Below are 23,936 nucleotides of genomic sequence, written 5' to 3'. Positions count from 1 at the left end.
GCCCCGCGACCTCCAGCCAGGGTGGTGATCACGCCTCGGGGGCGTCCTCCGGGGCGAGGAAGCGGCCCATCGGCAGCACCGGGCGGCCCCAGGTGCTCGCGAGGATCTGGCCCGCCAGCAGGTACGTCGCTCCGAGCGCGGCCAGCAGCCCGGACCAGCCCGCGATCCTGTTCCAGAGCACGTCGCCGGTGAAGCCGTGGACGGTCATGCCGACGAAGACGACCAGGACGCAGGTGAAGGTCGCCAGCAGGGCCAGGTGGATCCGCCAGCTCCCCAGCCACAGCACGAACACCACGAACACCCACGGCAGGGCGAACAGCCCCGACACGTCCCCGCGCAGCGCCGGGTCGGTGGCCGGCAGCACCCACTGGAGCAGCGCCGCCTTGGCCATCCAGAAGGTGCCGAACCCGCCGAACACCGTGGCGTGCCAGGTGTCGCCGCGCTGCGCCTGGAACAGCCCGGCCAGCAGCTGCGCCAGCCCGCCGACGAAGAAGCCCACCACCGGCAGCACCGAATGGGCGAGCTTCTCCGGGAAGACCCCCGCGTCGATGCCGGTGGCGATGACCGTCACCACGATGAACCCGGTCAGGCCCAGCGGACCCAGCTGCGCCTGCGCGGTCGGCTCCATCCGCTTGACGGAGATCGACTGCTCGGCGGGCCCCTGCCGGTGCCGCAGCACGTTCCCCGTCACGGGCGGCTGCCGGGCGCCGCGGTGTCACCGGGTGCGGCGCCCCCGGGCGTCGCGGCCGTGGGTGTCGTGCCCGCGGGTGTCGTGGCCCCGTGCACCGCGGTCCCGGCCGGGCCCTGGCCGCCGCCCTTGCGGAGGAGCGCGCAGGCCATGGTCACCGCCGCGCCCAGGACCGCCCAGCCGGCCAGCACCAGCATCGAGAAGGTCATGTCGTTGCCCTTGAAGTACGCGACCGAGCGCGCCGCGTACGTGCCCGCGCCCGGCGGGAACCAGGGCCCGATCGCCCGCCAGAACGGCGGCAGCAGCGGCCACGGGTAGGCGCCGCCCGCGCTGGGGTTGCCCAGCACCACCACGATCAGGATCGCCAGGCCGATGCCGATCACACCGGCCAGGCCCTGGAGCGCCAGCGTCAGCGCGCCGACCGCGAAGACCAGCAGCGTGCCCAGCCCCCACAGGGCCATCAGGCTGCCGGGCAGGGCGTCCAGCACCGGTCCCGCGATCAGCGCGCCCAGCAGGCCGGCCACCACCGCGTACAGCAGCAGCGCGCCGAGCCGGATCAGGGCGCGGGCCGGGTTCGCGGGGCGGGCCCCGGCGCTGATGGCGAGGATCGCCGCACACAGGTAGCCGCCCACGCACCAGCCGACGACCAGGTAGAAGGAGGACAGGCCGCGCGCGTCGCCCTTGGCGGCGGGTGCCACGTCGACGGTCACCAGGTTCCGCCGCTGGGCCGCCTCGACCGCCTGTACGACCTCCTGGAGCGCCTGGGAGAGGGAGGCGCCGGCGCCGCCGGCCACCAGCAGCCGGTCGGTGGTGCCGCGGGGGTCGATGAGCAGGGCCCCGTCGACCTGCCGGTCCTTGATCCGGTCGACGGCGGTGGCCTCGTCCGCGACGGCGCTGGCGTCGAGCGGGTCGCCCGGGAGGGCGTCGAGCCGCTGGACGGCCTGGTCGGTGATCTGGGCCGCCGGGGTGACCACGGCGAGCTTGATCTCGTGCGGCTTGGGCTGGTGGAAGGCACCGATGTACGAGGCGATGAAGGCGAGCTGGAGCGCCAGCACCCCGATGAGCAGCAGCGCGGCCCGGGTGGTGACGGCGTCCTTCACTTCGGCGAGAAAACCGGGGGGCGGCCCCGCCGGGGCGTCTGAGGTGCGCTGAGTCATACCGTCCACGCTCGGTGCAGGGCCCGTGCGGCGACAGCAGGAAGGGTCCGAACGGATGACCGGAGGCCCGCCTTCCCGGTCGAACATTTGTGTCGTACGTGCGTTCGAAACTGGTCTATGGTGGAAGAGGGGGAGGCGGTCATCGAGGGAAGCAGGAGGCGCGGGTGCCCGGTTTTACGCATCTGCACACCGTTTCCGGGTTCTCCGCGCGGTACGGAGCCTCGCACCCGGAACGGCTGGCGGAGCGTGCCGCCGAGCGGGGCATGGACGCCCTCGCCCTCACCGACCGCGACACCCTCGCGGGCGCGGTCCGGTTCGCCAAGGCCTGCGCCGCGGCCGGGATCCGGCCGCTGTTCGGCACCGGCCTGGCCGTCGACCCGGCCCCCGTCACCGGTGACACCGCAGTGTCACATGTCACCCCGCACACCACCCAGCGCCGCCGCACCCCGGTCAAGGGCGGCGCCTTCGTCGACGAGTCCGCCCCCCGCGCCGTCTTCCTGGCCCGCGACGGCGCCGCCGGCTGGGCCGACCTGTGCCGCCTGGTCACCGCCGCCCACGCCCGCACCCCCGGCACCACCGCCCCGCCCCGCCTGCCCTGGCCCCACAACCACGCCGAGGGCCTCTTCGTCCTGCTCGGCCCCGACTCCGAGGTCGGCCGCGCCCTCGCCGCCGGCCGCCCCGACCGCGCCGCCCGCCTGCTCGCCCCCTGGCGGGAGGTCTACGGCGACGCCCTGCGCCTGGAGGCCGTCCACCACGGCGTACCGGGCACCGGCCCCGGATCCCTCCGCCTGGCCGCCCGTACCGTCGGCTTCGCCGCCGAACAGGGCGTACGCGCCGTCCTCAGCAACGCCGTCCGGTACGCCGACTCCGGCCAGGGCCCCGTCGCCGACGTCCTCGACGCCGCCCGCCGCCTCGTGCCCATCGACCCCCGCAAGGGCCTGGACGGCGGCGAACGCTGGCTCAAGGACCCCCGCGCCATGGCCGCCGCCGCCGAACGCGTCGCCGAGGCGGCCGGCCTGCGCCGCGACGGCGCGCACCGGCTGCTGGCCGAGACCCGGCACACCGCCGAGGCCTGCGCCGTCGACCCCGAGGACGACCTGGGCATGGGATCCGTGCACTTCCCCGAACCGGGCCTGGTCGGCGCCGGCCGCCGCACCGCCCAGCGGGTCCTCGCCTCCCGCTGTGCCGCCGGCATGGTGCTCCGCGGCTACGCCGGCCGGCGCGCGTACTGGGACCGGATGCACCACGAGCTGGACATCATCGCCCACCACGACTTCGCCAGCTACTTCCTGACCGTCGCTCAGGTCGTGGACGACGTACGGGACATGGGCATCCGGGTGGCCGCCCGCGGCTCCGGAGCCGGCTCCCTCGTCAACCACCTGCTCGGCATCGCGCACGCCGACCCGGTGGAACAGGACCTGCTCATGGAGCGCTTCCTGTCCAAACGCCGCCCCGTGCTGCCCGACATCGACATCGACGTCGAATCCGCCCGCCGCCTGGAGGTCTACCGGGCCATCCTCGACCGGTTCGGCCCCGAACGCGTCGCCGCCGTCGCCATGCCCGAGACCTACCGGGTCCGGCACGCCATCCGCGACGTGGGCGCCGCCCTGTCCCTGGACCCCGCCGAGACCGACCGGCTCGCCAAGGCCTTCCCCCACATCCGCGCCCGCGACGCCCGCGCCGCCCTGGCCGAACTCCCCGAACTCCGGCAGGTCGACGGGGAGCGGTACGGCCGGCTGTGGGAACTCGTCGAGGCGCTCGACGCGCTCCCGCGCGGGATCGCCATGCACCCCTGCGGCGTGCTGCTGTCCGACTCCACCCTGCTCGCCCGCACCCCCGTCGTGCCCACCAGCGGCGAGGTCCCCCTCGGTCCCGGCCTGGGCAGCGCACCGATCCCGATGTCCCAGTTCGACAAGGACGACGTCGAGGACCTCGGGCTGCTCAAACTCGACGTCCTCGGCGTCCGCATGCAGTCCGCGATGGCCCACGCCGTCGCGGAGATCCGCCGCGCCACGGGGGAGGAGGTCGACCTCGACGACCCCGCGCAGCTGCCCCCGGGCGACGAGGCGACGTACCGGCTGATCCGCTCCGCCGAGACCCTCGGCTGCTTCCAGATCGAGTCCCCCGGCCAGCGCGACCTGGTCGGCCGGCTCCAGCCCGCCACCTTCCACGACCTCGTCGTGGACATCTCGCTGTTCCGCCCCGGCCCGGTCGCCGCCGACATGGTCCGGCCCTTCATCGAGGCCCGGCACGGCCGCGCACCCGTCCGCTACCCGCACCCCGACCTGGAGGAACCGCTGCGCGAGACCTACGGCGTCGTCGTCTTCCACGAGCAGATCATCCGGATCGTCGACATCATGACGGGCTGCGGCCGGGACGAGGCCGACCGGGTGCGCCGGGGCCTCTCCGACCCCGAGTCGCAGGGCCGCATCAAGGCCTGGTTCACCCGCTGCGCCGAGGAGAAGGGCTACGCGCCGGAGGTCGTCGCCCGCACCTGGGAGATCGTCGAGGCCTTCGGCAGCTACGGCTTCTGCAAGGCCCACGCGGTGGCCTTCGCCGTCCCGACCTACCAGTCCGCCTGGCTCAAGACCCACCACCCCGCCGCCTTCTACGCCGGCCTGCTCACCCACGACCCCGGCATGTACCCCAAGCGGCTGCTGCTCGCGGACGCGCGGCGGCGCGGGGTGCCCGTACTGCCCCTGGACGTGAACCGCTCCGCCGTGGCCCATCGAATCGAACTGGTGTCCGGTTCGCCGGAGCGGTGGGGCCTCCGCCTCGCCCTCGGCGACGTCCACGGAATCAGCGAGGCCGAGGCCGCCCGGATCGAGGAGGGTCAGCCCTACGCCTCCCTGCTCGACTTCTGGGACCGCGCCCACCCCGGCCGCCCCGTCGCCGAACGCCTCGCTCAGGTCGGCGCGTTGGACTCCTTCGGCGCCAACCGCCGGGACCTGTTGCTGCACCTGTCCGAACTCCACCGCTCCCGCAGGGGACTCGCCGCGCACGGCGGCCAACTCCCGCTGGACGGCGGCCGCCGGACCGCGCCCGTGGGCCTGCCCGACCTCAACGAGGCCGAGCGCCTCAGCGCCGAACTCGGCGTCCTCGGCATGGACGCCTCCCGCCACCTGATGGACGACCACCACGCCTTCCTCGCCGAACTCGGCGCCGTCCCCGCCCGGCGGCTGCGCGAGGCCGAACACGGCAGGACCGTGCTGGTCGCGGGCGCCAAGGCGGCCACCCAGACCCCGCCCATCCGGTCCGGCCGGCGGGTCATCTTCACCACCCTCGACGACGGGACCGGCCTGGTCGACCTCGCCTTCTTCGACGACAGCCACGAGCGGTGCGCGCACACCGTCTTCCACTCCTGGCTGCTGCTGGTCCGCGGCGTGGTGCAGCGCCGGGGGCCGCAGAGCCTCAGCGTGGTCGGCGAGGCCGCCTGGAACCTCGCGGAACTGGCCGAACTCCGGCGCGAGGGCGGCCTGGACGCGGTCGCGGCCCGCCTCGCCGAACCCGCCGCCGGTCCGTCCGGCGCGTCCGGCGGCCCCGGTGGCCCCGACGCTTCGGGTCCTTCCGGCGGCGGGCCGGCCGGCGGCGGTGCGACGGGCGGCGACGCGACGGGCGACGGGTCCGCACCCGCCCCCGAAGGCCGTCCCGCCCCCGAAGGCCGTCCCGCCCCCGACGGCCGCCACGGCGCCGACAGCGGCCGCCGCATCCACCTGTCCACCGGCTACGAACTGAACCCGTGGGCCGACCTCCAGCCCCCCGGCTCGGGCCCGGCCACCGGCCGCAAGCTCTGGCACTCCAGCCCGGGGAGCGCGGGATGACACCCCAGACCACCACCCAGGCCCCCACGGCCCGCCGCCGAGCGCCCGGCACCGGCCCGGCACCCCGCCCGGCAGCCGGAACCGCGAGCCGCCCCGCACCCGAGACGACGCACCACCCGGCACGCGGCACCGGCCCTGCGCTCCGCCCGGCGCCTGCCTGCCACCCCGCAGCCGACGAAGCCCCGTACGGGGCCGGCGCGACCGTGCTCTGTGTCCGGTTCCGGCCGCTCGACGGCGCGCCCCTGCCCGCCGACACCCACGCCGGCCTGCTCGACCTGCTCTCCGGGCTCACCCCGGTGGTGCAGGCGCTGCCCCCGGACGGCGCCCTCGCCGACGTCCGCGGCGCACTGCGCTACTTCACCTGTGACACCGCACGGCTGGCGGCGGTCATCCGGGTCCGCGCCCTCGCCCTGCACGGCGTGGACAGCTCCATCGGCGCCGCCCCCAGCCCCATGCTCGCCCGGATGGCCGCCCGCGAGGCCCGCCCCGGCCGGACCCTGCTCGTCCCCGACGAGCCCGCCGCCGTACGGGAGTTCCTGGCCCGCAAGCCCGCCGTCGCCCTCGACGGCGTCGGCACCGCCACCGCCCGCACCCTGGGCGCGTACGGGCTCGACACCGTCGGCCGGATCGCCGCGGCCCCGCTCCCCGCCCTCCAGCGCATCCTCGGCGCCAGGGCCGGACGCGAACTCCACGAGCGCGCCCACGGCATCGACCGCACCCCCGTCGTCCCCGGCGCCACCGCCCGCTCCCTGGCGGCCGAACGCCCCTTCGGCCGCGACGAGATCGACCCCGAACGCCACCGCCGCGCCCTGCTCTCCCTCACCGAGGAACTGGGTGCCCGGCTGCGAGCCGAGGGCCAGGCCTGCCGCTCCCTCGCCCTCACCGTGCGCTGCGCCGACCGCACCACGCTCACCCGCACCAAGGCCCTGCCCGAACCCACGGCCCACTCCGCGGCGCTCACCGCCGCCGCCTACGCCGTATACGGGTCCCTCGGCCTCCAGCGGGCCCGGGTGCGCGCCCTGTCGCTGCGGGCCGAGGGGCTGCTGCCGGCCGAACGCGCCGCCCGGCAGCTCAGCTTCGACCCCGATGACGAGAAGTCCCGGCGGATCGAGGCGGTCGTGGACCGGGTGCGGGCGAAGTTCGGTCCCGGCGCCGTCGTACCCGGCTCACTCGGGCGGCGTAATTTTACCGACGCGTAACTTCCCAGTTTTGCTACCCACCCGTAATTTGACCGGTGCAGCTCGACCTTGTGATCCGGATCACGGGCGAATCCCCACATCGCATCCCCTTGACCGCAAGGAGACCACCCGATGCTGCCCTGGCGACGACTGCTCGGATCCCTGGCCGCCCTGATGCTGGCCGGCGCCGCCCTCACCCCCACCGCGGCCCAGGCCGCCACCGCCCCCAGCTCCGGCTGGAACGACTACACCTGCAAGCCCTCCGCCGCCCACCCCCGTCCCGTGGTGCTCGTCCACGGGACCCTCGGCAACTCCGTCGACAACTGGCTCGCCTTCGCCCCGTACCTGGTGCACCGCGGCTACTGCGTCTTCTCGCTCGACTACGGGCAGCTGCCCGGCGTGCCCTTCTTCCACGGCCTCGGCCCCATCGAGAAGTCCGCCGGCCAGCTCGACGCCTTCGTCGACAAGGTCCTCGCCGCGACCGGCGCCGCCAAGGCCGACCTCGTCGGCCACTCCCAGGGCGGCATGATGCCGCGCTGGTACCTGAAGTTCCTCGGCGGCGCCGAGAAGGTCAACGCCCTCGTCGGCCTGGCCCCCGACAACCACGGGACCACCCTCCTCGGGCTGACCCGACTCCTGCCGTACTTCCCCGGCGCCGAGGACCTGATCAGCGCGGCCACCCCGGGACTCGCCGACCAGATCGCCGGCTCCGCCTTCCTGACCAGGCTCAACGAGGGCGGCGACACCGTCCCCGGAGTCACGTACACGGTGATCTCCACCCGGTACGACCAGGTGGTCACCCCGTACCGCAGCCAGTTCCTCGACGGGCCCGGCGTACGGAACGTCGTGGTCCAGGACCTCTGCCCGCTCGACCTCTCGGAGCACGTCGCCATCGGTCTGACCGACCGGATCGCCTACCACGAGGCGGTCAACGCCCTGGACCCGGCGCACGCGGAACCCACCACGTGCGCCTCGGTCCTCGGCTGAGGGTCAGCGGCCGTGGCGTCCGCCGCCGGTGACGGACCGGCGGCGGACCGTCGCGAACAGCACCGCCGCGCCGACGGCCAGCGCCCCGGCGCCGCCGACCGCGATCATCGGGGTGGCGGAGTCGCCACCCGTCTCGGCCAGGTCACCGGCCGCGGACGGGATCGGTGAGGCGCCGCCGCCGTCGGCGTCGGGCGCGTTGGCGGCCGGCACAGACGGGCTCGCCGACGGTACCGGTGAGGCCCCGGCACCGCCGTGCCCGCCGTGCCCCCCGTGCCCGCCGGTCGCCGAGCCGCCGTCGGCCGGCGGGGTGGAGGGAGCCGGCGTCCCGGGGCCACCAGCCCCGCCCGCACCCCCGGTTACACCCCCGGAGCCACCCGTGGCACCCCCGGACGTACCACCCGTCGAACCGGCGGAACCACCGGAAGTACCACCGGAACCGCCGCTCGTCCCCCCGCCCCCACCACCGGCACCGAACACCACGTCGGAGCAGGTGTAGAAGGCCTCCGGGCTGTCCGAGCGCTGCCAGATGCTGTAGATCAGGTGCCGGCCGGACTTCCGCGGCACCTTGCCGGTGAACATGTAGTCCCCGCCCTGCATCCGCGGGTCGGTGACCTTCGCGAACGGCTTCGACTCCAGGTCGGACCACTTCAGCGGCCGCGACGGGTCGTACCCGTCCCGGGTGATGTACAGCGCGAACGAACCGCGGTGCGGGGCCGTCCCCCGGTAGCGGAACGTGTGCGCACCGGCCGATATCCGGCTGGCCGGCCAGTCGGCCCGGGCCAGATCGAGACCCCGGTACTTCGCGTTGCCCGCGGAGCACAGCTTCCCGTCCGGGATCAACGACCGGTGCTTCCCGGCGGCGTTGGCGATGTTGACGCCGTTCCAGTCGTAGAGGGGCTGCGTCCCGCCCGCCGCCACGGCGGCCTTGCAGGCCGCCGACTTCGGCGCCTCGGGCCCTTCCGCGTAGCAGGCCGCCACCCGGCTCACCGGATCGGTCATCGATCCGTGCGCGGCGGCAGGACCCGCGGGCACCAGCGCCAGCGGTCCGGCGGCGGCCAGCGCGGAAAGCGCGAGGGCGGTACGACGGCGAGCGGTCATGGGGCTGATCTCCTTGAGGGCGGCGCACAGGTCGACGGACGGGACCGAGTCGTACGGCGCCGCACCCCGTACGCGCGGCGCCGCGACCCATCCCGTCGCGAACAGCAAACTAGCCCCGGAAAAACCCGAAAACCGCCTGCTTAAGCGGCGGGAGAGAGATCTTTAGGACGCCCTTAAGGAAAGGCCGGAAAGGGGAGCGGGATGAGTTCCACGGCGAGGCCGCGGGTGGCCGTGGCCGGTGATCTGGATGCCGTGCGGGCCGTTACCGACGCCGCGTACGGGCACTACGTCGCGCGGATCGGGATCCGACCCGCGCCCATGGACGCCGACCACGCGGCGGAGATCGCCGCCGGGCACGTCCACGTCACCGGCACCCCCGTGGCCGGTGTCGTGGTCCTGGTGCCCCGCGGCGACCACCTCTTCCTCGACAGCATCGCCGTCCACCCCGACGCCCACGGCACCGGCCTGGGGCGGCAGTTGCTGGAGTACGCCGAGGAGCGGGCACGTGCCCTCGGGCTCCCCGAGATCCGGCTCTACACCAACGCCCTGATGTGGGAGAACCAGCGGCTCTACCCGCGGTTCGGCTGCGAGTGCACCGAGCGCAGGATCGATGGCGTCTACGACCGCATGCACTACCGGAAGGCGGTCGGCCGAGAAGGGAATTGACGACTCATCAGTCGATCAGTTGCCAGAACTTGCCCAGGCGGGCCAGGAGTTCCAGTTCGTCCAGCGCGTCCGCGGCCTCGGACGCGGCCTCCGGGTCGCGCTCCGCCAGGCCGCTCGCCGCGAACTCGTCCTCGTCCAGACGCAGTACGGCCGAGGCGTCGGCCGAAACCCAGAGGTCCAGATCGAGGTCCTCCGCCACGATCCGCCCGTCCCCGACCACCGCCGGCCGGGTGACGTCGCAGTACCAGCCCTTCAGCACGCCCTCGCCGCTGCGCACCTCCTTGACCGCGTACCAGCGGTCCCGCCAGAAGTGCTCGGTGAACACGTCCCCCGGCTCGAACCGCACGAAGCCGAAGTCCCGCACGCCGTCCGCCGCCCAGGGCGCGCGGACCGTGATCCGCAGCCCGTCGTCGGCGACCACCTCGGCCGGGTACGCCAGCTTCTCCCGGCCCGCCTTGACCAGGCTCACCGTCAGGGTGCCCCCGGCCGCGAGGACCGCCGTGCCGTCCGTCACGATCCGCCCGCCTCCTTCACGTACCGCGCCTCCGTGGCGCAGATCTCGTAGCCGAACCACCGGTTGATGGCCAGCATCGGACCGTTCTCCGCGTCGTTCCCGGTGAACGCCTCCCGGTAGCCGGCCTCCCGGGCCAGGTGCAGCGAGGCGTTCTTGGCGAGCTTCGCCAGGCCCCGGCCCCGGTACGCGCGCCGCGTGCCGGTCATCGCCGTGCCGTAGCGGTCCACGCCGTCCGTGCGGGCCGCGCTGAACGACGCCACCTCGCCGTCCACGACGGCGGCCACGGTCAGTTCGCGGTCCAGCGTCGGGTCCGCCCACACCGTGGCCAGCCAGTCCTCGTAGTCGGACATCTCGGCGCCGATGTCGCCGGGCTCGTCGCCGGTGGCCTCCGCGTCCGCCTCGTACAGCGGCCGCGGGTCGTCCGCGAACACCGAGGCGGGCAGCAGCTCCACTCCCGGCGGCGGCGCCGTCCGCTCCGGCAGCCCCGCGGTCAGGTCCAGCCGCAGGAAGTGCGCCGAACGCCGCCGCTCGTACCCGCGGCGCTCCGCGTACGCCGTGTGCGCGGGCTCGTCCAGCACCCAGGAGAACAGGGCGGTCGCCCCCGCCTCCGTCAGGTACTCCTCGCCGGCCCGCAGCAGCGCCGTGCCGGCGCCCCGGCCGCGGAAGGCCGGGTGGACGTAGGGGTTGACGAAGGCCCGGCCCGGCTCGGGGCTGTCGTACGCGAAGCCCGCCTGGGCGGTGCCCACGACCGTGCCGTCCACCTCGGCGACCAGCACCCGGAACCGCGCCTCGGGCGGATGGCTCACCGCCTCGAAGGCGATGCCGGCCGGGGTGGCGATCATGAAAGGCAGGGCCGCGCGCCGGACGCGGACCACGGCCTCGGCGTCGGCCGGGTCGTCGGAGCGGAGATCACGGATGAGTACGGTCACGTGAGGGGACGTTACGTGCGAACCCGGGCGCGACGCCTGCCATTTTCCCGCCGGTGGGCCACAATCGCCGCGTGACCTCGAAGAACGTCCAGACGCACGTGAAGATCACCATCGACCCGGCCGCGGCAGCGGCCCCGTACGAGCAGCTGCGCGCCCAGATCGCCGACCAGGCCCGCTCGGGCCGCCTGCCGGTCGGCTTCAAGCTGCCGACCGTACGCGGCCTGGCGGAGGAGCTCGGCCTGGCCGCCAACACCGTGGCCAAGGCCTACCGCGCCCTGGAGACGGACGGAGTGGTCGAGACCCGCGGCCGCAACGGCACGTTCGTCGCCGCCGCGGGCGACGCCGCCGCACGGGAGGCGGCGGCCGCCGCGCAGGCGTACGCCGAGCGCGTGACGCGGCTCGGCCTGGACCGGGAGGCCGCGCTGGCCCTCGTACGGGACGCCCTGCGGGCCCTCGGCTAGCCGGGCTCGGAACCGCCTCGGGGGCGGGCCCGTCGCCCGTGCGGGCGCGTCGCCCTGTGCGGGCCCGTCTCAGAGGTACAGGCCCGCGTCCGCGCCCTTGTCCTGGGCCGGTACGGAGGCGGGGCCGCTGCCGCGGCGCAGTGCGAACAGCTCGGCCAGCGTGGCCCCTTCGCGGGCGACGCCCTCCTCGGTGCCGAGCCAGTCCACCGACTCGCGGTGGGTCAGCCGGCCGACCTCGATGCGGGCCAGGCAGCGGCCCGGGCGGACGACCGCGGGGTGCAGGCGCTCCAGGTCCTCGTTGGTGGTGACCCCGACCAGGACGTTGCGGCCCTGGCCGAGCAGGCCGTCGGTGAGGTTCAGCAGCCGGGACAGGGCCTGTCCCGCGGTGTGCCGGGCCTCGCCGCGGATCAGCTCGTCGCAGTCCTCCAGCAGCAGCAGGCGCCAGCGGCCCCGGCTGGTGCCCTCGTCCTCGCCGATGGCGATGTCCATCAGGTAGCCGACGTCGTTGAAGAGCCGCTCGGGGTCCAGTACGCAGTCCACCTGGCACCAGTCCCGCCAGGACCGGGCGAGGGTGCGCAGGGCGGAGGTCTTGCCGGTGCCCGGCGGGCCGTGCAGCAGGAGCAGCCGGCCCGCGATGTCGTCCGGGGTGATCTTCATCAGGCGGTCCATCGCCTCGGCCACCGGCGCGGTGTAGTTGGGGCGGACCTCGGCCCAGGTGCCGGCGCCGATCTGCCGGGTGGTGCGGTGCGGGCCGCGGCGCGGTGACACGTACCAGAAGCCCATCGTGACGTTCTCGGGCTGCGGTTCGGGCTCGTCCTGGGCGCCGTCGGTGGCCTCGCCGAGGACGGAGGCGGCGAGTTCGTCGGTGACGGCGGTGACGGTCACGTCGGCGCCGCGGTTCCAGCGCGAGACGAGGACGGTCCAGCCCTCGCCCTCGGCGAGGGTGGCGCTGCGGTCGGTGTCGCGGGCGGAGCGGACCACCTTCGCGGCGGGCGGCAGGAGGGTGGCCCCGGGTTTGACGCGCTCGATGGTCACGCTCTGGGAGTACGGCTGCTCGCCGTTGGCGAACCGCCCCAGGAACAGGGCGTCGACCACGTCGGAGGGCGAGTCGCTGTCGTCCACGTTGAGCCGGATCGGCAGGGCGTGCCGCGGGTCGCCCGGGGTGTCTGACATGGTCGCCATGATCCGGCACGAACTCCTCCCGTGCACCCGGGTTTCGCCGGTTCGGCCCCCGAACACGAGTGCCCAAACCCCGGTCCGGTGAAGGTTCCTCCGCATTCCTCCGCGCAACATTCTTGGCATGGACACTTCCAGCGGGTGGAGTCCGGCGCTACGAAAAAAGGGGCAGAAGTCCTGCTAAGGGAGGGTCCATGAAACTGTCCCGACTCGCGGCACTCTCAAGCTCGTTGCTCCTCGCCGCGACCGCCGCCCTCATGGGCGCGGCACCGGCCTCGGCCGCCTCCGAGGCCGCTTCCACCGACTACGTGGCGCTCGGCGACTCGTACTCCTCCGGCGTCGGCGCCGGCAGCTACGACAGCGCCAGCGGCAACTGCAAGCGCAGCACCAAGGCCTACCCCCGCCTGTGGGCCGCCGCGCATTCACCCTCGACGTTCGCGTTCACCGCCTGCTCGGGCGCTCGTACGGGTGATGTCACCGCGAGCCAGCTCGGCCCGCTCAACACCGGCACCGACCTCGTCAGCATCACCATCGGCGGCAACGACGCCGGCTTCTCCGACGTCATGACCACCTGCGTCCTCCAGTCCGAATCCAGCTGCCTCAGCCGCATCAACCAGGCCAGGGCATACGTCGACACCACCCTGCCCGGCAAGCTCGACCAGGTGTACTCCGCCATCCGCGGCAAGGCCCCGGCCGCCCGCGTCGTCGTCCTCGGCTACCCCCGCTTCTACAAGCTCAACGGCACCTGCACCGCCGGGCTCTCCGAAACCGAGCGCAAGGCCATCAACGACGCCTCCGACTACCTCAACAACGCCACCGCCAAGCGCGCCGCCGACCACGGCTTCACCTTCGCCTCCGTCGTCGGCTCCTTCACCGGCCACGAGATCTGCTCCGGCAGCGCGTGGCTGCACAGCGTCAACTGGCTCAACATCGGCGACTCGTACCACCCGACCGCCGCCGGACAGTCCGGCGGCTACCTCCCGCCGTTCAGCTCCGCGGCCTGAGAACCGGCCCCCCCCGCCGGCACGGCACCGGATCCCTACGAGGGACCGGGAGCGGGCGTGCCGGACGGGCCGTAGGTAGGGGAGACCCCGCCCGTCGGGGTCTCCATATCACATGTCACCGTGTACGCCACCCACGCCGACTCCCCGCGCACCGGCAGCCGCACCTCCAGCCGGACCGCGTCCTCCACCGCGTCCCCGGGCCGCAGCCCGGACACCGCGTACGCGAACGTCCGCGACCGGCCCCCGTCCGCCCCGTACACCTCCGCCTGCCACCCACCCGGGGAGTGCGCGGAGCCCCGCGTCACCCACCGGTACTCGACCCGCGCCGGCAGCCGCACCACCTCGACCGTGCCCGTGAACTCCGGCCCGGACCCCGAGGGCGGCGGACAGGGCCCCGCGTAGTGCGCGCGCACCGCGTGCACCGCCACCCGGACGCCCTGCCCCGGCGCCGTCGTGCTCCCGCTCCGGCTCGCGCTCGGCCCGCCCGGCGACGCGGACGAGGGCGGCGCACCCGTCGTCGCCCCGGGCACGGTCGCCGGGGCGCTCGTCGCCCCGCCGGACCCCCCGGAGGACCCCGCACCGTCCCGCTGCGCCCGGTCGTACAGCGCCCAGGCCAGCGCGGCCAGCCCCAGCAGCAGGACCAGGATCCCCGCGGTCAGCACCACCCCCGCCCGCGACCCGCGCTCCGGCCGCCCGCCCGGCACCGGCCCGGGCGGGCCGAAGCCCCCGCCGGACCCGTCCGGCCCGCCGGCACCCGTGCCCGCACCGCCCGCCGCAACCCCGGCACCCACCGTCGGAGCGTCCGCCGACGCCCCCGAGGCCCGCGGCGGACCGCCGCCGCGCCCCGACACCGGCCCGCCCGACGCCCGTACCGAACCGCCCGCGCCCACGATCCGCAGCATCCGGCCCGCCTCGGCCGCCGACAGCCGCGCCGCAGGCTCCTTCCGCAGCAGCCCCTCGATCACCGGGGCCAGCTCCCCGGCCCGGCGCGGCGGCGGCAGCTCCTCGTCCACCACCGCGCGCAGCGTGGCCAGTGGGGTGCCCTGCCGGAACGGCGACACCCCCTCCACCGCCGCGTACAGCAGCACGCCCAGCGACCACAGATCCGACTCGGGCCCCGGCTCCCGGCCCAACGCCCGCTCCGGGGCCAGGAATTCGGGAGACCCCACCACCTCGCCGGTCATCGTCAGTGCCGAACTGCCCTCCAGGCGCGCGATCCCGAAGTCGCCCAGCACCACCCGGCCGTCATTGGCCACCAGCACATTGGCCGGCTTCACGTCCCGGTGCAGCACCCCCGCCTCGTGCGCGGCACGCAGCGCGGTCAGCACCTGCTCGCCGATGTGCGCCGCCCGGTGCGGCGGCAGCGGCCCCTCCGCCTCCAGCACCTCCGCCAGCGACAGACCCCGGACCAGCTCCATCACGATCCACGGCCGTCCGTCCTCGGTGACCACGTCGTACACCGTGACCACCCCGCGGTGTGACACCCGGGCCGCCGCCCACGCCTCCCGCTCCAGCCGCGCGTACATCCGCCGCACCTCGGCCTCGTCGAGGCCCGCCGGCGCCCGCACCTCCTTGACCGCCACCTCGCGGCCCAGGACCTCGTCGCGCGCCCGCCAGACCACGCCCATGCCGCCCCGGCCCAGCGGGGCCAGCAGGCGGTACCGGCCCGCGACCACGCGGTCGGGCCCACCACTCGGAACTCCGCTCACGCGAGCCCCCATCCTCCGCCGGCCACCGGTCGGTGGCGGTGCCTCCAGGGTGATCACTCCACGTTAGCCCTCCGTGCCGTTCCTGCCACCCCACGTCGTCGGAACTGCCGACAACTCCCGCAAGAGGGCGCCGAATTCGACCCGAAGGCCGATTGTGTTCGGAGAGTAACGATCGAATTCGGTGAGTGACCGTCAAACCTGGTGAGTGCGTGGTCAATCACCCCTCCCGGGATACCGCACTGCGATACGGGGACGATAGGGTTAACCTGCCCGGGCCGGGCCCTCGTACGGGTGGGGAGAGACATGGAACAGATAGCAATGCGCAGCAGGCCGCCACGCGTGCCTGCCATCACCTGCGGCAGCAAGGCGACCAGCACGCGCCTCGACCGACACCTCGCCGTGCTGGGTGGCCCCGCCATCCCGCAGCGCGAGGCCGCCGAGGCCACCCTGCTGATGCGCGAGCTGACCACGCGCGACCGTTCGCACGGCCACCGGAGCAGGAGCGCACGCGTCTCGCTCTTCGCCCCGCTGCGCCGCCTGCGCCGTTCGCTCTTCGGCAGCCGCGGCTGACGCGGCACCGCACCCGCCCCCAGCCCCCGCTGGGGGACCCCCGTCCGGCAACCGGCCTCAGGCGACCACACCGTCCCGGCGCAACGCCGTGATCTGCGCGTCCGCCATCCCCAGGGCGCGCAGCAGCGCATCGGTGTGCTCGCCGAGCGCGGGAACCGCACCCATGCGCGCCTCCGCGCCGCCCGGCAACCCGATGGGCGGCAGCAGGGCGCGCAGCGGTCCGGCCGGTGAATCCACCTCCCGCCAGCGGTCACGGGCCGCCAGCTGGGGGTGCGCGGCCAGCTCCGCCACCGAGTTCAGCCGCGCGCACGCGATCCCGGCCGCCTCCAGCCGCCGTACCGCCTCGTCCGCGTCCAGCACGGCCAGCGCCTCCGCCACCACCGCGTCGGTCTTCTCCCGGCGCCCGGTACGCGCCGCATTCGTCGCGAACTCCGGATCGTCGGCCAACTCGGGCCGCTCCAGCACCTGTTCGGCCAGCCGCCGCCACTCCCGGTCGTTCTGCACCGACAGCAGCACCTGCCCGCCGCCGGCCGTGCCGTAGGCGTCGTACGGCGCGATCACGGCATGGGCCAGACCGGTCCGCTCCGGCTGCCGGCCCCCGTGCATCGTGTGGTGCAGGGGATGCCCCATCCACTCGGCGAGCGCGTCCAGCATCGACACCTCCACCGGGCCGCCCCGGCCGGTGGTGCCCCGCCGCAGCAGCGCCGCGAGCACCCCGGAGAACGCGTACATCGCCGCCGCGATGTCGGCCGCGGGGATCCCCGCCTTGACCGGCCGGTCCGGCGTGCCGGTCACCGACACCAGCCCCGCTTCACACTGCACCAGCATGTCGTACGTCCGCTTGTGCGCGTACGGGCCCTCCGCCCCGTACCCCGAGACGTCCACGGCCACCAGCCGCGGGTGCCGCGCGCAGAGCGCCGCCGCGTCCAGCCCCAGCCGGGCGGCCGCGCCCTGGGCCAGGTTCTGCACGAACACGTCGGCGCCGGCCAGCAGTCCTTCGAGGACCTCCAGGCCGCGCGGGTCCTTCAGGTCCAGGGCGATGGACTCCTTGCCGCGATTGGCCCAGACGAAGTGCGAGGCGAGGCCCTGCGCGGCCGTGTCGTAGCCGCGGGCGAAGTCGCCGCCGTCGGGGCGCTCGACCTTGATCACCCGGGCGCCGAGGTCCGCGAGCTGGCGGGTGGCGAAGGGGGCCGAGACGGCCTGTTCGACGGCGACGACGGTGATGCCGTCGAGGGGGAGGGGCTCGATGCTCATGGCAGGCACACCTACCTCCTCGGACCCCGGCTTGTCACCCCTCGACGGCGGACCGGAACCCGCTCGACCGCGAGACGGGCCCCGATCGACCGCGGACCGGGCGCGGATCGACCACGGGCCGGGTGCCGCCTGACCGCGAGCCGGAGCCTCCTGGACGGCGGACCGCGCAGCCTCCTCGCCGGCGGACCGGAGCCCCTGCGACGGCGGGCGGACCCGCCCGGGGGCCGCGTGCACCTCCCGGCTAGAGCAGCGCGAACTGCCCGTCCGGGCCTTCCTCCTGGTGGTCCAGGACCGAGGCCGGGCGGCGGGCCGACGGCGGGGGAGGCAGCACGCCCGCGGCGCGCAGCGCCGCCGCGTCCGGGCCGGGGGAACCGTCCAGGGCCTCGGCCAGCGCGGCCCGCTCCGGGGCCCGTTCCGCCAGCAGGGCCAGCACGGTGACCAGGGACAGCAGCTCCGAGGTCCACTCCTGGGGCCAGGCCGCCGGGCCCAGGGCCTCCAGCCCGTCCGCGCCCCGGTGCGCCACCCGGCGCTCGAACCACCGCTCCAGCACCCGCACCCCCGACACCTCGAACTCCCAGGCGCCGGCGGGCACGGGCGAGATCTGCCCCGCGCCCAGGTGCAGGGTCTCCGTCTCCGGGTCGTACGCCGGGGGCTCGGGCCACGCTGGGACCGCGGCCCGCACGTACGGCCGCCGGCCGCCCGGCAGCCGGGGCACCTCGCCCCCGCGCGCGCCCCGCAGCTGGAGGGCCAGCAGCCCGCGCCCCAGCTCCACCCCCGCCCGCCACGTTCCGGTACCGGCCGGCAGCGGGACCAGGGCCCCCGACGGGCCGGGCCGGGCGGCGGCCAGCGCCCAGGCCAGCATGTCCTCGGGTGTGACATTGCACTGGTACACGTCACACAGCAGTGCCACCAGCCCCGGCGCCAGGTTCGGCTCCCGGCCCTCCGGCCGCCGGTACAGCGGGCGGATCCGCCCCGGCCGCCCACCCGGCGAGCGGCCTTCCGGCAGCAGCGCCCCGGCCAGCAGGGCGGGCCCGGCCGACTGGCTCACGTACCCCGGCTCCAGCACGAACAGCTGCCGGTCGTCCGCGATCCGCCACAGCTCCGGCCGCGCCACGTCGATCAGCCGGTGGTCGGGCAGCAGCCACTGCTCGTCGAACGGCTCGTGCAGCACCCGCACCGGCTCCGGGCAGGGCCCCGCCTCCCGCGCCAGCCGCACGGTCCCGGTGGACTGCCCGGGCAGCGCCGCCACCCCGGACCGCACCCCGCGCGCCCGGCTCGGCCGGAACAGCCGCTCCCGCTCCGCCCCCTCGGCCGCCACCAGTGCGTCCCACCGCGCCCGCAGCGTCCGCGCGTCGGGCGCCAGCACCCACGACCGGCCCAGCCGCAGCGGCGGCACCGACCACGGCATCAGATCGTCCAGCAGGGGCGCCCCGGCGGGCTGCGGCTCGTCGCTCACGCCAGGCATGCTAGCCGCGGTCACCGCTCCACCGGCCCCACCCGATGAGGCGCGCTAGGCTCCATATATACGCAAATGTGCGCACGGGGGACCGCGCCCGCGCGTACGGGCGAGGAGGCAGCCATGAGCCAGTACGACGAGTACTCCACCCCCTCCCAGGCGGAGGGCGAGCGGCTCGACGAGGACATGGACGAGAAGGAGCGCAAGCAGCGCGCGCACCCGATGACCGCGCGCACCACCCCGTCGCAGGCCGAGGGCGAGCGCAGCGCCGACGAAGAGTCCTGACGCCCCGACGGCCCGACCACGCGAAGCCCGGACGACCCGCCGGACCCGGCTACCCCCGGACCCGACGACGGCGCCCCCAACGCACGGCAGGGCCCGTCCCCTCCCGTGAGGGTGCCGGGCCTCCCCGTGAGGGTGCCGGGCCCCGCCGCGCCGCGGTCCCGCCGCTACCGCGCCTCGACCGTCACCGTGAACGAGAAGCGGTCCCCGCGGTACCGGATCCGCGCCACGTCCACCACCCGCCCGTCCTCGTCGTACGTCACGCCCGTGTAGTGCAGGATCGGGCTCAGCAGCGGCACCTGGAGCAGCTCCGCCGTGACCGGGTCCGCCAGCCGCGCCTCCACGGTGTCCGTGATCCGGCTGATCCGTACGCCGACCACGTCCCGCAGCACCTTCGTCATCGGCCACCGCTCCAGGTCGGCCACGTCGATGGCGTCCGCCAGCTCGGGCCGGACCGCGTTCTCCGCCCAGTTGGTCGGCTCGCCGGTGCCGCCGTCGCGCCGCAGCCGCCGGTACGTGACCACCTCGGGCAGCCCGCCGAAGAACTCGGCCAGCTCCCCGGGCACCGGCCCCGACCCGTGCCCGAGGACCGTGGTCCGCTCGCCCGACTGCTGGGCCACGATCGCGTCGACCGAGCCCAGCAGACGTACCGGGGCGCCGCGCTGCGCACCCGGCTCGATGAACGTGCCCCGCCGACGGTGCCGGCTGATCAGCCCCTCCTGCTCCAGCTCCTTGAGGGCCTGGCGCATGGTCAGCACGCTCACCCCGTAGTGCTCGGCGAGCTGCTCCTCGGTGGGCAGCCGCAGCGAGGCGTCCGGGGTGCGCCCCAGTATCGAGGCGCGCAGCGACTGCGACACCTGGTACCACAAGGGCAGCTTGCGGTTCAGGACCAGCGAGTCGGGGGCGAAAGCGGTCACGCGGTGTTCTCCGTACGGGCGGGGCGACGTGCAGGCAGCCTACGGCCGGAAGTGCCGCTCCAGACCCTGCCACACGTCGTCGTACCCGCGCTGCAGGTGGTCGGCGCCCGCGGCCTGGGCGGTCGCGGTGACCGGCCAGCGGGTCTCGAACATGAAGGCAAGGCCGTCGTCGATCTTCTGCGGCTTCAGCTCGGCGGCGCTGGCCCTGTCGAAGGTCTCCCGGTCCGGACCGTGCGCGGACATCATGTTGTGCAGCGAGCCGCCGCCGGGCACGAAGCCCTCGGCCTTGGCGTCGTACGCGCCCTCGATCAGGCCCATGTACTCGCTCATCACGTTCCGGTGGAAGTACGGCGGCCGGAAGGTGTCCTCGCCGACCAGCCAGCGCGGCGCGAAGACCACGAAGTCGACGCCGGCCAGCCCGGGGGTGTCGGACGGCGAGGTCAGCACCGTGAAGATCGACGGGTCCGGGTGGTCGTAGCTGATGCTGCCGATGACGTTGAAGCGGCGCAGGTCGTAGACGTACGGCACGTGGTTGCCGTGCCAGGCGACGACGTCCAGCGGCGAGTGGCCGTACGTGGCGGCCCACAGGTTCCCGCAGAACTTGTTGACCACGTCCACCGGGCCCTCGACGTCCTCGTACGCCGCCACGGGCGCGAGGAAGTCGCGGGCGTTCGCCAGGCCGTTGGCGCCGATCGGGCCCAGGTTCGGCAGCTCGAAGGGCTGGCCGTAGTTCTCGCACACGTAGCCGCGGGCCGCCGGGCTCTGCCCGCCGTCCGGCGCGGCGTCGAGGAGGTCGACGCGGAAGCGCACCCCGCGCGGGACCAGAGCCATCTGCCCCGGCTCGACGCGCAGCAGGCCCAGCTCGGTGCGGAGCAGCAGCCCGCCGCGCTCGGGGACGATCAGCAGCTCGCCGTCGGAGTCGCTGAACACCCGCTCCATCGGGGCGTTCGCGGCGTAGAGGTGGATGGCCATGCCGGTGCGCTGTGACACGTCACCGTTTCCGCCGACCGTCCACAGGCCGGCCAGGAAGTCGGTGCCCGGCGCCGGCTCCGGCAGGGGGTTCCAGCGCAGCCGGTTCGGGTCCGGGACGGTCTCGGCGAAGGGCGCGGAGCGCAGCGCGCCGTTGTCGATCCGGGTGAACGGCGGGTGCGCGGCCGACGGGCGGATGCGGTAGAGCCACGACCGCCGGTTGTGCGTGCGCGGCTCGGTGAACGCGCTGCCGCTCAGCTGCTCGGCGTACAGGCCCAGCGGGGCGATCTGGGGGGAGTTCCGGCCGATCGGCAGCGCGCCCGGGACGGCTTCCGAGCTGTGCTCGTTGCCGAAACCGGACTGGTAGACCAGTCCCTCCGCCGTCTTCCTGGCCTGCTCAACGCCCGCGCCCATGCCCGCGCCCATGTACGTGCTCCCGCTCTGCCGAAGGAATCCTATGTTCGACAGTAGGATTCCCGGCCCCGTCCGTCAACGGGGTCCCCCTGCGGGTCGGGCGGGTGCGGCATTCGAAAGTCCGTCGGATCGGTGGCGCAGAGGGGGCTCCCAAAAGATGAACATTGCTCTACTCTCTCGCGCATGTCGTGGATCCGCAGGTTCCCTGCCGTTCCGGCGGCGCTCGTCGCCGCCCTCCTCGCGCTCCTCGGAGTGCTCGCCGCCGCCCCCGCCGCCCAGGCGCACGAGGAGCGGCCCGTCACCTTCCCCGACGGTTCCGGATCGGTCCCCGTGTACCGGGCCGCCGAACCCGACCTGCTGGTCTGCAAGACCGACCGGGCCGAGTTCGAACGCCGGACCGCCGCCTTCCCCGCCGCGCTGAAGCAGCGGAACCTGGCCCTCTTCGAACGCTGCCTCAAGAGCGGCCACCGCCACCTCCAGCAGGCCGTCGACGCCGTCGACCGGCCGGGCATGAACATCGCGATCCTGCCGGGCCTCTACGAGGAGGAGCCCTCCCTCCCCAAGCCGGCCGGCGCCTGCGCCCGCCTCAAGGCCCCCAACTCCTCGCTGGGCTACCAGATCCTGTCGTACGAGCAGCAGGTCCAGTGCCGCCACAACCAGAACCTGGTGGCCATCCTCGGCAAGACGAACCTCCAGATCGAGGGCACCGGCGCCGCCCGCACGGACGTGGTCATCGACGCCAAGTACCAGAAGCTCAACGGCATCCGCGCCGACCGGTCCAACGGCATCTACTTCCGCAACTTCACCGCCCAGCGCACCACCTTCAACTCCCTGTACGTGCTGGCCGGCGACGGCTTCGTCATCGACGACGTGCTGACCCGCTGGAACGACGAGTACGGCTTCCTGACCTTCGCCAGCGACCACGGCCTCTACAAGAACTGCGAGTCGTACGGCAACGGCGACTCCGGCATCTACCCCGGCAGCGCCTCGGACATCAACGACGGCCGCGGCTACGACGTCCCCCGGCACTCCATCGAGATCACCGGCTGCCGCAGCCACCACAACATGGTCGGCTACTCCGGCACGGCCGGCGACTCCGTCTGGGCCCACGACAACGAGTTCGACCACAACATGGGCGGCGCCTCCATGGACAGCGCCTTCCCCGGCCACCCCGGACTGCCCCAGAACCACGCCAAGTTCGAGCGGAACCTGATCCACGACAACAACCAGGACTACTACCGGTACGTCGCCGACGGCACCTGCGCCAAGCCGCCCGCCCTGCGCGGCTACGAGCAGGGCGTGGTCTGCCCGCAGATCTCCATGCCGCCCGGCACCGGCATCATCACCGCCGGCGGCAACTGGAACATCTACGAGGACAACTGGGTCTACGGCCACGACCGCGCCGCCTTCTTCCTCAGCGCCGTCCCCGCCTTCATCCGCGGCGAGGAGCGCTGGTCCAAGCAGGCCGACACCTCGCACCACAACCGGTACGCCCGCAACCACCTGGGCGTGGACCGCTCCGGCGCCTCCCGCCCGAACGGCATGGACGTGTGGTGGGACGGCCAGGGCAGGGGCAACTGCTGGCAGCAGGGGCCCGACGGCTCCACCCCGGGCACCCTGCCCGAGTGCGGGCCGGCCCGCGGGGACGTGTCCGGCGGCTCGGCACGGCTGGCCGGCGAGCCCGTGAAGCTGGTGCAGCTGCTGGTCTGCGCCGACTACAACGTGCAGGCCCGGCGGCTGCCGGCGGGCTGCGACTGGTACGGCGCCACCGGCCTGGAGCGGGTCGAGACGCAGCTCGCGCTGGGCGTGGCCGCCGTACTGACGCTGGTCGGCGGGGTGCTGTGGTGGCGCAGGCTGCGGGGGAGCCGGCTCGGCACCGTCTCCGCCGCACTGGGCCTGGCCGGGCTCGCGCTGGACGTGGCCGGCTCCACGACCGCGCTGCTGGGCACGCCCGTCCCCGCGCTCGGGCTGCTGCTCCTCGGCGCCGGCTGGACCGGAATGGGCCTGGCGCTGCGGCGGGGCGGACGCCCGTGGCTCGGCTGGACGACGGTGGTGCTGGGCGCGCTGACCCTGCTGGACGCCTTCGACAAGGCGGTGCTGATGATCCCGTGGATCCCGCTCGGCCCCGCCTGGATCCGCGGCCTGCTGGGCGTGGCCTGGGTCCTGTGGGCGGTCGTCGCGTCGGCCCGGCACGAGACGGGGCCGGGTGGGGATTGGGGTGGTGAGCCGGGTGGTGATCGGGGTGGTGATCGGGAGTCGGCCACGGTCGGCCCGACTGCGACCTCTGGTGCTGCCGGTGAGGAGGCCACCGGATGAACCTCTATCGTCCTGCGCCGGCTACCGCGGGGGCGGATGCGGGTGTGGATGTGGTCGCGGGGGCGGATGCGGGTGTGGGTGCGGTGACGGGTGTGGGTGCGGGTGTGGGTGCGGTGACGGGTGTGGTTGCGGGTGCGGTGACGGGTGCGGGTGCGGCTGCGGAACCCGTGCCCGCGAGCGGGGGAGGTCTGGTCACTCCGGCGACGGGGCCGGCCGAAGCCTGCTTCGGGGGTGGGTCGTGTGGTGTGTGGGTCCCCTCGGTGCTTGAGGCGTCGTGGCCTGCAGGCCCAGCGGCAGGCCCACCCCTGGGGCTTCGGGGCTTCGCCCTGGCCTTCGGCCACCCCAGGCCCGGGCCTGCCTCCGGACCAGC

20 protein-coding genes are annotated in these 23,936 nt (G+C 74.5%); 9 read left to right on the top strand and 11 right to left on the bottom strand.

From position 1 onward, the window contains the following. Positions 1-28: 28 nt before the first annotated feature. Complete coding sequence (locus ACIF6F_RS31975; RefSeq protein WP_399954995.1) at positions 29-691, bottom strand: acetate uptake transporter; 663 nt, start codon at positions 689-691, stop codon at positions 29-31. Then, positions 688-1,845, bottom strand: coding sequence for a DUF3533 domain-containing protein (locus ACIF6F_RS31970; protein WP_399954991.1), 1,158 nt, complete (start codon positions 1,843-1,845; stop codon positions 688-690). The genes ACIF6F_RS31975 and ACIF6F_RS31970 overlap by 4 nt, the downstream gene beginning before the upstream one ends. A 164-nt stretch (positions 1,846-2,009) precedes the next feature. On the opposite strand from ACIF6F_RS31970, the gene ACIF6F_RS31965 reads away from it, so the two are divergent. From ACIF6F_RS31965 to ACIF6F_RS31955, 3 genes are all read left to right on the top strand, one after another. Next, complete coding sequence (locus tag ACIF6F_RS31965; protein ID WP_399954988.1) at positions 2,010-5,666, top strand: DNA polymerase III subunit alpha; 3,657 nt, start codon at positions 2,010-2,012, stop codon at positions 5,664-5,666. After that, positions 5,663-6,865: a DNA polymerase thumb domain-containing protein gene (locus ACIF6F_RS31960; protein WP_399954985.1), complete on the top strand. Its 1,203-nt coding sequence runs from the start codon at positions 5,663-5,665 to the stop codon at positions 6,863-6,865. Before ACIF6F_RS31965 ends, ACIF6F_RS31960 begins: the two co-directional genes overlap by 4 nt. A 111-nt stretch (positions 6,866-6,976) precedes the next feature. Next, the gene (locus ACIF6F_RS31955) at positions 6,977-7,831 is read left to right on the top strand and encodes an esterase/lipase family protein (protein ID WP_399954979.1); all 855 of its coding nucleotides are present in this window, start codon (positions 6,977-6,979) and stop codon (positions 7,829-7,831) included. 3 nt (positions 7,832-7,834) lie between these two features. Here ACIF6F_RS31955 and ACIF6F_RS31950 read toward each other — a convergent pair whose 3' ends face one another. Continuing rightward, the gene (locus ACIF6F_RS31950; RefSeq protein ID WP_399954977.1) at positions 7,835-8,929 is read right to left on the bottom strand and encodes a lytic polysaccharide monooxygenase; all 1,095 of its coding nucleotides are present in this window, start codon (positions 8,927-8,929) and stop codon (positions 7,835-7,837) included. A gap of 201 nt (positions 8,930-9,130) precedes the next feature. On the opposite strand from ACIF6F_RS31950, the gene ACIF6F_RS31945 reads away from it, so the two are divergent. Continuing rightward, complete coding sequence (locus tag ACIF6F_RS31945) at positions 9,131-9,595, top strand: GNAT family N-acetyltransferase (RefSeq protein ID WP_399954974.1); 465 nt, start codon at positions 9,131-9,133, stop codon at positions 9,593-9,595. Positions 9,596-9,602: 7 nt separating this feature from the next. Here the strand turns inward: ACIF6F_RS31945 and ACIF6F_RS31940 are convergent, their stop codons facing one another. Together ACIF6F_RS31940 and ACIF6F_RS31935 are read right to left on the bottom strand one after the other, a co-directional pair. Beyond that, positions 9,603-10,109 (bottom strand): DUF402 domain-containing protein, encoded by a 507-nt coding sequence (locus tag ACIF6F_RS31940; protein ID WP_399954971.1) that lies wholly within the window; start codon positions 10,107-10,109, stop codon positions 9,603-9,605. Continuing rightward, a complete protein-coding gene (locus ACIF6F_RS31935; protein WP_399954968.1) occupies positions 10,106-11,038 on the bottom strand; it encodes a GNAT family N-acetyltransferase in 933 nt (310 codons plus the stop codon). Before ACIF6F_RS31935 ends, ACIF6F_RS31940 begins: the two co-directional genes overlap by 4 nt. 71 nt (positions 11,039-11,109) lie before the next feature. Between ACIF6F_RS31935 and ACIF6F_RS31930 the strand changes: the two genes are divergently transcribed. Further along, entirely contained in the window at positions 11,110-11,499 is a 390-nt protein-coding gene (locus ACIF6F_RS31930) for a GntR family transcriptional regulator (protein WP_399954965.1), read from the top strand. A 69-nt stretch (positions 11,500-11,568) separates the two neighbouring features. Here the strand turns inward: ACIF6F_RS31930 and ACIF6F_RS31925 are convergent, their stop codons facing one another. After that, positions 11,569-12,672, bottom strand: coding sequence for a DUF5925 domain-containing protein (locus ACIF6F_RS31925; protein ID WP_399954962.1), 1,104 nt, complete (start codon positions 12,670-12,672; stop codon positions 11,569-11,571). Between the two features lie 197 nt (positions 12,673-12,869). On the opposite strand from ACIF6F_RS31925, the gene ACIF6F_RS31920 reads away from it, so the two are divergent. Then, on the top strand, positions 12,870-13,679 hold the full coding sequence (locus tag ACIF6F_RS31920; RefSeq protein ID WP_399954960.1) for an SGNH/GDSL hydrolase family protein: 810 nt from the start codon (positions 12,870-12,872) through the stop codon (positions 13,677-13,679). A 35-nt stretch (positions 13,680-13,714) separates the two neighbouring features. Here ACIF6F_RS31920 and ACIF6F_RS31915 read toward each other — a convergent pair whose 3' ends face one another. Beyond that, entirely contained in the window at positions 13,715-15,400 is a 1,686-nt protein-coding gene (locus tag ACIF6F_RS31915; RefSeq protein WP_399954957.1) for a serine/threonine-protein kinase, read from the bottom strand. Positions 15,401-15,691: 291 nt separating this feature from the next. Here ACIF6F_RS31915 and ACIF6F_RS31910 point away from each other — a divergent pair, with 291 nt between their 5' ends. Next, entirely contained in the window at positions 15,692-15,958 is a 267-nt protein-coding gene (locus ACIF6F_RS31910; RefSeq protein ID WP_399954953.1) for a hypothetical protein, read from the top strand. A gap of 57 nt (positions 15,959-16,015) precedes the next feature. Here ACIF6F_RS31910 and ACIF6F_RS31905 read toward each other — a convergent pair whose 3' ends face one another. After that, on the bottom strand, positions 16,016-17,212 hold the full coding sequence (locus tag ACIF6F_RS31905) for a CaiB/BaiF CoA transferase family protein (protein ID WP_399954951.1): 1,197 nt from the start codon (positions 17,210-17,212) through the stop codon (positions 16,016-16,018). A 241-nt stretch (positions 17,213-17,453) separates the two neighbouring features. Then, a complete protein-coding gene (locus tag ACIF6F_RS31900; RefSeq protein ID WP_399954948.1) occupies positions 17,454-18,677 on the bottom strand; it encodes a type ISP restriction/modification enzyme in 1,224 nt (407 codons plus the stop codon). A 114-nt stretch (positions 18,678-18,791) separates the two neighbouring features. On the opposite strand from ACIF6F_RS31900, the gene ACIF6F_RS31895 reads away from it, so the two are divergent. Continuing rightward, positions 18,792-18,953, top strand: a complete 162-nt coding sequence (locus tag ACIF6F_RS31895) for a hypothetical protein (protein ID WP_399954945.1) — start codon at positions 18,792-18,794, stop codon at positions 18,951-18,953. A gap of 164 nt (positions 18,954-19,117) precedes the next feature. Here ACIF6F_RS31895 and ACIF6F_RS31890 read toward each other — a convergent pair whose 3' ends face one another. Beyond that, a complete protein-coding gene (locus tag ACIF6F_RS31890; protein WP_399954942.1) occupies positions 19,118-19,867 on the bottom strand; it encodes a GntR family transcriptional regulator in 750 nt (249 codons plus the stop codon). Positions 19,868-19,906: 39 nt separating this feature from the next. Then, positions 19,907-21,262: a homogentisate 1,2-dioxygenase gene (gene hmgA, locus ACIF6F_RS31885; RefSeq protein WP_399954939.1), complete on the bottom strand. Its 1,356-nt coding sequence runs from the start codon at positions 21,260-21,262 to the stop codon at positions 19,907-19,909. A 171-nt stretch (positions 21,263-21,433) separates the two neighbouring features. Here hmgA and ACIF6F_RS31880 point away from each other — a divergent pair, with 171 nt between their 5' ends. Further along, positions 21,434-23,566: a right-handed parallel beta-helix repeat-containing protein gene (locus tag ACIF6F_RS31880; protein ID WP_399954936.1), complete on the top strand. Its 2,133-nt coding sequence runs from the start codon at positions 21,434-21,436 to the stop codon at positions 23,564-23,566. Positions 23,567-23,936: the final 370 nt, after the last annotated feature.

The sequence above is a fragment of the Streptomyces sp. NPDC086023 genome (assembly GCF_044540325.1).
GTDB lineage: Bacteria > Actinomycetota > Actinomycetes > Streptomycetales > Streptomycetaceae > Streptomyces.
This window is presented reverse-complemented; position numbering and strand designations above follow the sequence as displayed.

Coding starts and splice junctions, on each gene's coding strand:
- ACIF6F_RS31970 (WP_399954991.1), bottom strand. CDS start 1,845: ATGACTCAGCGCACCTCAGACGCCCCGGCGGGGCCGCCCCCCGGTTTT.
- ACIF6F_RS31960 (WP_399954985.1), top strand. CDS start 5,663: ATGACACCCCAGACCACCACCCAGGCCCCCACGGCCCGCCGCCGAGCG.
- ACIF6F_RS31955 (WP_399954979.1), top strand. CDS start 6,977: ATGCTGCCCTGGCGACGACTGCTCGGATCCCTGGCCGCCCTGATGCTG.
- ACIF6F_RS31950 (WP_399954977.1), bottom strand. CDS start 8,929: ATGACCGCTCGCCGTCGTACCGCCCTCGCGCTTTCCGCGCTGGCCGCC.
- ACIF6F_RS31945 (WP_399954974.1), top strand. CDS start 9,131: ATGAGTTCCACGGCGAGGCCGCGGGTGGCCGTGGCCGGTGATCTGGAT.
- ACIF6F_RS31925 (WP_399954962.1), bottom strand. CDS start 12,672: ATGTCAGACACCCCGGGCGACCCGCGGCACGCCCTGCCGATCCGGCTC.
- ACIF6F_RS31920 (WP_399954960.1), top strand. CDS start 12,870: ATGAAACTGTCCCGACTCGCGGCACTCTCAAGCTCGTTGCTCCTCGCC.
- ACIF6F_RS31915 (WP_399954957.1), bottom strand. CDS start 15,400: ATGGGGGCTCGCGTGAGCGGAGTTCCGAGTGGTGGGCCCGACCGCGTG.
- ACIF6F_RS31910 (WP_399954953.1), top strand. CDS start 15,692: ATGGAACAGATAGCAATGCGCAGCAGGCCGCCACGCGTGCCTGCCATC.
- ACIF6F_RS31905 (WP_399954951.1), bottom strand. CDS start 17,212: ATGAGCATCGAGCCCCTCCCCCTCGACGGCATCACCGTCGTCGCCGTC.
- ACIF6F_RS31900 (WP_399954948.1), bottom strand. CDS start 18,677: ATGCCTGGCGTGAGCGACGAGCCGCAGCCCGCCGGGGCGCCCCTGCTG.
- ACIF6F_RS31895 (WP_399954945.1), top strand. CDS start 18,792: ATGAGCCAGTACGACGAGTACTCCACCCCCTCCCAGGCGGAGGGCGAG.
- hmgA (WP_399954939.1), bottom strand. CDS start 21,262: ATGGGCGCGGGCATGGGCGCGGGCGTTGAGCAGGCCAGGAAGACGGCG.
- ACIF6F_RS31880 (WP_399954936.1), top strand. CDS start 21,434: ATGTCGTGGATCCGCAGGTTCCCTGCCGTTCCGGCGGCGCTCGTCGCC.